The sequence below is a fragment of the Nonomuraea pusilla genome (assembly GCF_900109355.1).
GTDB classification, from domain to species: domain Bacteria; phylum Actinomycetota; class Actinomycetes; order Streptosporangiales; family Streptosporangiaceae; genus Nonomuraea; species Nonomuraea pusilla.
In genome coordinates this window covers 189,946-197,715 of the sequence record NZ_FOBF01000018.1, presented here as the reverse complement: position 1 = coordinate 197,715, position 7,770 = coordinate 189,946, and the positions used below count along the sequence as shown (strand labels likewise).

The 7,770-nt window shown below is 72.7% G+C and carries 5 protein-coding genes; 1 reads left to right on the top strand and 4 read right to left on the bottom strand.

The annotated features are described in order from the left end of the window. The 3 genes from BMX74_RS31395 to BMX74_RS31385 all read right to left on the bottom strand — a co-directional run. On the bottom strand, positions 1 to 602 hold a 602-nt coding region (locus BMX74_RS31395; protein WP_256257369.1), incomplete at its 3' end, for a thiamine pyrophosphate-binding protein. 207 nt (positions 603 to 809) lie between these two features. Then, positions 810 to 3,425 carry a putative bifunctional diguanylate cyclase/phosphodiesterase gene (locus tag BMX74_RS31390; RefSeq protein ID WP_236714878.1) on the bottom strand — a complete coding sequence of 872 codons (2,616 nt, stop codon included), beginning with the start codon at positions 3,423 to 3,425 and terminating at the stop codon, positions 810 to 812. Positions 3,426 to 3,661: 236 nt separating this feature from the next. Beyond that, the gene (locus BMX74_RS31385; protein WP_055505183.1) at positions 3,662 to 4,567 is read right to left on the bottom strand and encodes a 2-hydroxyacid dehydrogenase; all 906 of its coding nucleotides are present in this window, start codon (positions 4,565 to 4,567) and stop codon (positions 3,662 to 3,664) included. Between the two features lie 59 nt (positions 4,568 to 4,626). On the opposite strand from BMX74_RS31385, the gene BMX74_RS31380 reads away from it, so the two are divergent. Continuing rightward, the gene (locus BMX74_RS31380) at positions 4,627 to 5,757 is read left to right on the top strand and encodes a PQQ-dependent sugar dehydrogenase (RefSeq protein WP_420538154.1); all 1,131 of its coding nucleotides are present in this window, start codon (positions 4,627 to 4,629) and stop codon (positions 5,755 to 5,757) included. Here the strand turns inward: BMX74_RS31380 and BMX74_RS31375 are convergent. Further along, positions 5,744 to 7,732: a VanW family protein gene (locus BMX74_RS31375; protein WP_055505185.1), complete on the bottom strand. Its 1,989-nt coding sequence runs from the start codon at positions 7,730 to 7,732 to the stop codon at positions 5,744 to 5,746. The genes BMX74_RS31380 and BMX74_RS31375 overlap by 14 nt on opposite strands. Positions 7,733 to 7,770: the final 38 nt, after the last annotated feature.

Here is a 7,770-nt window from a genome sequence, read left to right as displayed (position 1 = left end):
AGCTTGGCCGCCTCGCGGATCTGCTTCGAATGCGGCTTGGTCACCGGCCGGTAGCCGGGCAGCTGCATCGTCGGCGGCCAGCTGAAGTCCGTCTCGGCCTGCAGGGCGTCCTTGGAGATGTCCACCAGCACCGGCCCGGGACGGCCCGTCGAGGCGATGTGGAACGCCTCGGCGATGGTCCGGGCGATGTCGGCGGGGTCGGTCACCAGGAAGTTGTGCTTCGTGATCGGCATGGTGATGCCGGAGATGTCGGCCTCCTGGAAGGCGTCCGTGCCGATCATCGGGGACGCCACCTGCCCGGTGATCGCCACGATCGGCACGGAGTCCATGAAGGCGTCGGCGATGGGCGTCACCAGGTTGGTCGCGCCCGGCCCGCTGGTCGCCATGCACACCCCGACCTTGCCCGTGGCCTGCGCGTACCCCTCGGCGGCGTGGCCCGCGCCCTGCTCGTGCCGTACAAGCACGTGCCGGACCTTGGTCGAGTCGTAGAGAGGATCGTAGGCGGGCAGGATGGCGCCGCCAGGGATCCCGAACACGGTGTCGACTCCCACGTGCTCCAGCGCCCTGACCAGGGCCTGTGCACCTGTCATGCGTTCGGTCATCGGCTCGTTCCTTGCGTGGCTGATCACTTAAGGACATAAAAAATGCCCCTCCCCACCGGGGTCGGCGGGACTGGGGCGGCGCGCAGGTCGAAGTGCTTCGCTAACGGCCTGCGCGCCGGCGAAGTACTACGAGAATCTCACTGCGAAGCATGGCTTACACCATAGCCGCTCTGAACGCCCCGATGTCAACTTGGTGGGACGCACGTCTCAAACGGTGAGACTCGTGCGCATCAGGGAGTCCACGCCTCGCGCCGCCATCGGACGTGCCACCAGGAAACCCTGGCCTCTGGTGCATCCCATCTCACGCAGGAGCTCCAGCTGCTCGGGCCGCTCGATGCCCTCCGCCACGACGATCAGCCCGAGGTCGTGGCCGAGCCGCACGATCGTACGGGTGAGCAGGGTCAGGGTGTCGTCCCTGCCGAGCCCCGACACGAACGACGGATCGATCTTGATCATGTCGACGGGAAGCTGCCTGAGGAACGCCAGCGAGGCGTACCCGGTGCCGAAGTCGTCGATGGCCAGCCGCACCCCGAGAGCGCGCAGCTCCGACAGCCGCCTGACGGTCTCCTCGGCGTCCTCGACCAGCATCTCCTCGATCACTTCGAGGGTGAGCGCGGAGGCGGGCAGCCCGCTGTCCTTCAGCGCCTCCTCGACCGTCTCGACGAACCTGGGCGCGGTGATCTGGCGCGCCGACAGGTTGAGCGACAGCCCGATGTCCAGCGACGAGGCCCGCCAGGCGGCCACCTCGCGGCACGACTCGCGCAGGATCCACTCACCGAGCGGCACGATCAGCCCGGTGTCCTCGGCCGGCCCGAGGAACTGCTCGGGCGGCACGAACACCGAGCCGCGCCACCAGCGCACCAGCGCCTCCACCGCGGTCACCCGGGACGTGGCCAGATCGACGACCGGCTGGTACTCGATGGCGAACTGCTGCTCGATCAGCGCCCGCTGCAGATCGGCCGCGAGCTCCAGCCTGCGGACGACGTCGGCGTGCATCTGCGCCGCGAACACCTCGACCCGGCGTCCGCCCAGCTCCTTGGAACGCGCCATCGCCACATCCGCGTTTCTGATGAGGTCGCCCGACGGCATGCCCTCCTCGGTGAAGGCCACGCCGACGCTCGCGGTCAGCGCCACGTCGCGGTCGGCCACGCGGAACGGCTCCTGCGACACCGCGCGCACCAGGCGCTCGGCGAGGTCGACCGCGACCTGCGCCTCGCCGCCCGTCTCCACCAGCACCGCGAACTCGTCGCCGCCCCAGCGGGCCAGCGTGTCGTCGGCCCGTACGGCGCCGCGCAGCCTGCGCCCCGCCTGGCCGAGCAGGTAGTCGCCGCTGGCGTGCCCCACGGAGTCGTTGACGGAGGTGAAACCGTCGAGGTCCACGAAGATGACCGCGACGTGGCCGGGCTGGCGGCCCGCCAGCACCTCGCGGGTGCGCTCCTCGAAGTAGGCGCGGTTGGGCAGCCCGGTGACGCCGTCGTGGAAGGTGAGGTGGGCGACCTGGATGCGCAGGGCCTCCTCGTCGCTGACGTCGCGCGTGGTGACGAGCATCAGCTCCTCGCCCCCGATGCGGCGGGTGGCGACGGACTCCGTGGGCCGCCAGGTGCCGTCGGCGGCGCGGACCCGGCAGGCCACCATGCAGGCGCCCGTCGAGGCCGCCTCCTCGTCGGGGCCCATGGCGCGCATCGCCGCCTGGATGCCGGGGAGGTCCTCGGGGTGGACGTAGTCGAAGATCGAGCCGCCCACCAGCTCCTCAGGGCGGTAGCCGTACATGACCTCGACGCCTGGGCCGATCTCGCGGACGACGCCCTCGTAGTCGCACAGCAGCACGACGTCGCCGCTGCTCTCCGCCAGCTCCCTGAGCTGCCTGTCGCCGAGCTTGACCAGGCCGCGCAGCCTGATGTTCACGCCGGCCAGGACGAACAGGCGGACGAGCAGGAGGAGCACGACGGACGCGGCGAGCACCACGACGCCGGTGACGGGCGCCTGCGGCCTGCCCCCGGCCAGGTGGGCGACGAGGGTGCAGGTGGCGACCGCGACGAGCGCGAGCGGCAGCATCGACACGACGTTCCCGGAGGAGGGACCGCCCGCCTCCTTCGCGTCGGGCCCCCACGGCACGGCCGCGAGCAGCAGGAACGCCACGGGCGCGAGCATCAGGCTCCACAGCGGGGGGTCGCCGCCGCTCAGGCGGGCCACGGCGCTGGCCATGCCCCAGACGGTGGTGGTGCCGAGCACGCCGATGCCGGCCAGGCCCAGCGGCCAGGCGTTCGTCCTGCTGCCGAGCACCGCCGGCAGCACCGCGAACGTCACCGCCAGCGAGATCATCGGCATGAGCATGGCGACGGTGAACGTGGGCGGGTCGGCGGTGTCGGCGTAGACGTTCCGCAGCGCCACCACCCAGCCCACGATGAACAGCGAGGCCGCGCACAGGAAGGCGTCGGTCAGGTGCCGCAGGACGACGCCCGCGGGCGGCCGGTACCCGGCGGCGCCCACCGCACCGGCGGCCATCAGCACGGTGCCGAGCAGCACCAGCAGGTCGGCGAAGCTGACGACGAAGCTGTCGGCGAAGGGGCGCACCGCCACGCCGGCGGCCCACACCAGCGCGCCGCCGCCCATCCACCGGGCGCCGTTCGTGGTGGGGAGCTGCCGGTCCTGCCGCAGGGAGGCGGTCAGCAGCGAGGCCGCGGCGGCGAAGGCCGCGATCGTCCCGGCGATCGCGCCCGTGAGCAGGGCGGGGCCGCCCGCGAGGAGCGCGGCGGCGAAGCCCGCCACACCGGCCGCCGCCGCGGTGGTCAGCGGCGCCCGTGGATCACGCCAGCGGATCACAGTCGTTGCCCATCCCGTCTCGAACTCTGCACCAGTGGCCGCCGAAGTCCGGCGGGTCACATCGCCAGTGTGTGCGGTCGCGGGCGCCCGGGTGGTGACAACGCCGATGTCGTCACCGATCTGATAACCACACCGATCAATTGCCGCCAAGAGTGCCTTGACAGTGAGTCAGGAACTCCCTGCAGAGGACACCGTACGCACTGAAGGTCACGGACCAGCCACGTTCGGGAATCCTCTCAGTACGCGTCGGTGATGACGTTGGCAAGCGGCTCGCCCGAGAGATGACGCGCGATCTGGGCCCGCACCAGCCGCAGCAGGCGGCGCCCCGAGGCCGGGGTGCTCCCGGCGACGTGCGGGGTGATGAACACGCCCGGGGCGCTCCACAGCGGGTGGCCCTCGGGCAGCGGCTCGGGCGCGGTCACGTCGAGCGCGGCGCGCAGCCTGCCGCTCTTCAGCTCGGCGAGGAGCGCGTCGGTGTCGACGACGCCGCCCCGCGCGGCGTTGACGAGCAGCGCGCCGTCCCTCATCCGGGACAGGAACGCGGCGTCCACCATGCCGGCGGTGGCCGGGGTGGCGGGCACGAGCAGCACCACGACGTCGGCCCGCGGCAGCAGCGCCGGCAGCTCCTCCATGCCGTGGACGCCCTCGCGCGGGCTCCTCGCCACGCGCAGCACCTCCACCTCGAAGCCGTCGAGCCGCCGTTCGAGCGCGGCGCCGATGGAGCCGTGGCCGACGATCAGGACGGTGGAGTCGGCCAGGACGCCGGTGTGGTGGTAGGTCCACTCGCCCCTGCGCTGCGCGTCGACGAAGGCGGGGAAGTCGCGCAGCACCGCGATCATCGCGCCGACCGCCCACTCGGCGGTGCCCGCGTCGTGCACGCCGCGCGCGTTGCACAGCACCGCGCCCTCGGGCATGTGCGGCCGGTACGGCTCCACCCCCGCGGTCACCGTCTGGACCAGGCGCAGCGACGTCATCGCGGCCAGGGTTCCCGGCACGTCGGGGACCGTGATCAGCGGCGGGATCCAGACCTCAACGTCCTCGACGCCCTCGGGCATGGCGGAGCCGTCGTAGACCGCGCACTCGACGCCGGGGAGATCGGACAGGACGCCGGCCACCGAATCGTTGGGAACCCAGATCTTCATGCGGAGAACCTTACGGCTCGGGGGGAAGTATGGAACACATGAGGAAGCTCTGGACGATCATGGCATTGGCCGCCCTGACCGCGTGCTCCGCCGCGGGCGGCCAGGCCGCGCGCACGGCGCCCGCCGGGCCCGCCGAGACGCCCGCGGGGGCTTCCCCCGCGTCGCCCTCCGGCGCCCCTGTGTCCTCTCCCGTGTCCTCTCCTGTGTCCTCTCCTGTGTCCTCTCCTGTGTCCTCTCCCGCGGCGGGCGAGCCGCGGACGGTGGCGAGCGGCCTGGCGGTGCCGTGGGCGATCGCGTTCCTGTCCGGCGGCGACGCCCTCGTCACCGAGCGCGACACGGCCAGGCTGCTGCGGGTGAGCCGGTTGGGCGGGGTGAAGGACCTCGGCAGGATCACCGGGGTGGCGCCCGGCGGCGAGGGCGGCCTGCTCGGCGTCGCCGTCAAGGGCGACCTCGTCTTCGTCTACTTCACCGCGGAACGGGACAACCGCATCGTCCGCTACCGGCTGCGCGGCGGCGCGGTGACCGAGCCGAAGGTCATCGTCCAGGGCATACCGAAGGGCGCCATCCACAACGGCGGCAGGCTGGCGATCGGCCCCGACGGCTACCTGTACGCCGGCACCGGCGAGACCGGCGAGGGCGGGCTGGCCCAGCGGCGCGACTCGCTGGGCGGCAAGATCCTGCGCATGACCGAGGACGGCGCCCCCGCCCCCGGCAACCCCTTCGGCACGCTCGTCTACAGCTACGGCCACCGCAACGTGCAGGGCCTGGCCTGGGACCCGTCGGGCCGCATGTACGCCTCCGAGCTGGGCCAGAACGCCTGGGACGAGATCAACCTGATCAGGCCGGGCGCCAACTACGGCTGGCCGGAGGTCGAGGGCCGCGGCGACGACCCGAGGTTCGTCAACCCGATCGTCACCTGGCCGACGTCCGAGGCGTCGCCGTCGGGGATGGCGTACGCGGGCGGCTCGCTGTGGGTGGCCGCGCTGCGCGGGGAGCGCCTGTGGCAGGTTCCGCTGAGCCGGTCGGGCGCGGCGGGCACGCCGGTCGCGCACTTCCAGGACCGCTACGGCAGGCTGCGCGCGGTCGCCGCCGCCCCGGGCGACACGATCTGGGTGTCCACCAGCAACAGGGACGGCAGGGGGTCGCCGCGCCGGGGCGACGACCGGATCCTGGAGGTCAGCGTCCGGTAGCGGTGCAGGTCACCTGCGCCTGCGGCCGGTACTTCGTGGTGACCTTCTTGTCCCGCTTGACGACCTTGCCGTCCTGGTGGAACACCCGGGTCACGTCCACGGTGAAGCCCTGCTGCCCGGCGGACGGCACGCACCCGGGGGCGGAGCTCGTCTCGCTGCGGAACGGCGTGGGGTCGCGCCGCTCCGACTCGACGGCCTCGACGCGGTCGTAGCGCTTGGTGCCCCACAGCGTGACCGTGACCGACGTGCCGGTGTAGGCGGTCTTGACGAGCACGCCGTGCTCGGAGTCGTTGCGCCACTTCAGGTCCACGCTCGGGTAGAGCAGCGCCGCGTCGCGCCCGGCCGGGTACCGGTCGGAGTAGTAGTCCATCGGGGTGCGCTGCACCTGCTCGAAGCCGCCGAGGAAGACCGCGTTGTACATCGCCGTGGCGAACTGCGAGACGCCGCCGCCGACGATCTGGACCATCCGGCCGCCGACGAACTGCCCGGCCACGACGTAGCCGTCCTCGGCGGTGCGCCGGCCGGTGGCCTCGTTGAGCGAGAACGTCTCGCCGGGGCGCACGATGCGGCCGTCGAGCTGCTGGGCCATGCGCTGGATGTTCGTGACGCGGGGCAGGCAGCAGTCGAAGGTGGTGCTGAACTCGGCCACCTTCTCCTTGATGCCGAGGCCGCGCACCTGGTCGGTGGTGACCTCGGGCGCGACGGAGGCGAGCGTCACGGGCACCGTCCTGCCGGTCCCCGACTCCAGCGCGCCGAGGACGTCGCGGGCGAAGCGGTCGGCGTCGATGCCGCGGCCCTTCCTGGCGGGCACCAGCACCGGCTTGCCGCCGACGATGGCGTACGTGGCGTCGCGCGGCTGCTGGGCGGCGTCCACCAGGGTGTTCTCCACCGTGGCCAGCGCGGCCTTCGCGTCGAAGCGGGGGACGAGCGAGCCGTCGTCGCCGGGCGCGTACGTGAGGTTGGCGGCGATCACGGCCGGCGTGAGCTGGGCCTGCCTGCCGCCGAGCGTCAGCGTGACGGGAGCGGAGACGGCCCGCTTGGCGCGCGTCTCCGCGGCGCGCACCCCCTCGGGCGTGCTCACCGGCTTGGCGGGGCGGAGGTTGAGCGCGACGGTCCCGCGGCCGGCGAGGAACGCCTCGCCGATGCGGGTGACGGCGTCCTCGCGATCGAGCAGCACGCCGTCCTCGGGCTCGCGGGCCTTCGGGGTGAGGCCGGAGAACGTCACGCGGCCCTCGCGCGCGGGCTTGTCCACGCTCTCGGCCAGCCCTTCGACGGTCCTGGTGAGCTGCGACGCGTCGACCGTGATCCTGGGCTTGATGTCGGTGGTGCCGGTGAGTCCGCGCCAGACCTCGATCGGGCCGGGGAAGCCGCTCGGGGCCTCGCCGATGGTGCCGACCACGTCGAGCTCGACACCGGCCTCGTCGGGCTGGACGGTGTCCTGCTTGTCGCCGATCTCGACGACGACAGGCTTGGCCAGCTTGGGGGCGAGCTCGGCGCGGAGCTTGTCGGCCGCCTGGGTGACGGTGAGCCCGCCGATGTCCACCCCTCCGACCCTGGTGCCGCGCAGCACGGCGCCGGACATCAGCATGGCGGGCACCACGTACGCGAGGACGGCGAGCACGGCGACGAGCGCGGCGAGCCCGGGGAGCAGGCGGCGCCGCCTGGGTGGTTCCGGCTCCGACGGCGGGGGCGACGGCGGGGGCGAGCCGAAGACGGGCGACGGCTCCTTGTCCTTCATGGGCCACGGCTGCGGGGCGACAGGGGGCGGCGCGCCGCCGCTCTGGCCGCTCTGGCCGCTCTGCCCGGCCTGACCCCCGGCGGGACGCGGCTCCTGGCCGTCCTGGGGACCGAAGATGTCGCGTGAGACGCCTGGGGGCAGTGCTTCGATCCTCGGCCTCCTGGAGACTCCCGACGTGGGCAGAGGCACCGAGGCGAACGGGTCGGTCGGTGATCCGATCGGTCCGGCGTTCCGCACGCCTCAATCTCCTCCCGCGCTTCCGCTGCCAGTCTCAG

Excerpts from the sequence above, each read along its gene's own strand:
- BMX74_RS31385 (WP_055505183.1), bottom strand. The coding sequence starts at position 4,567 with ATGAAGATCTGGGTTCCCAACGATTCGGTGGCCGGCGTCCTGTCCGAT.
- BMX74_RS31380 (WP_420538154.1), top strand. The coding sequence starts at position 4,627 with ATGGCATTGGCCGCCCTGACCGCGTGCTCCGCCGCGGGCGGCCAGGCC.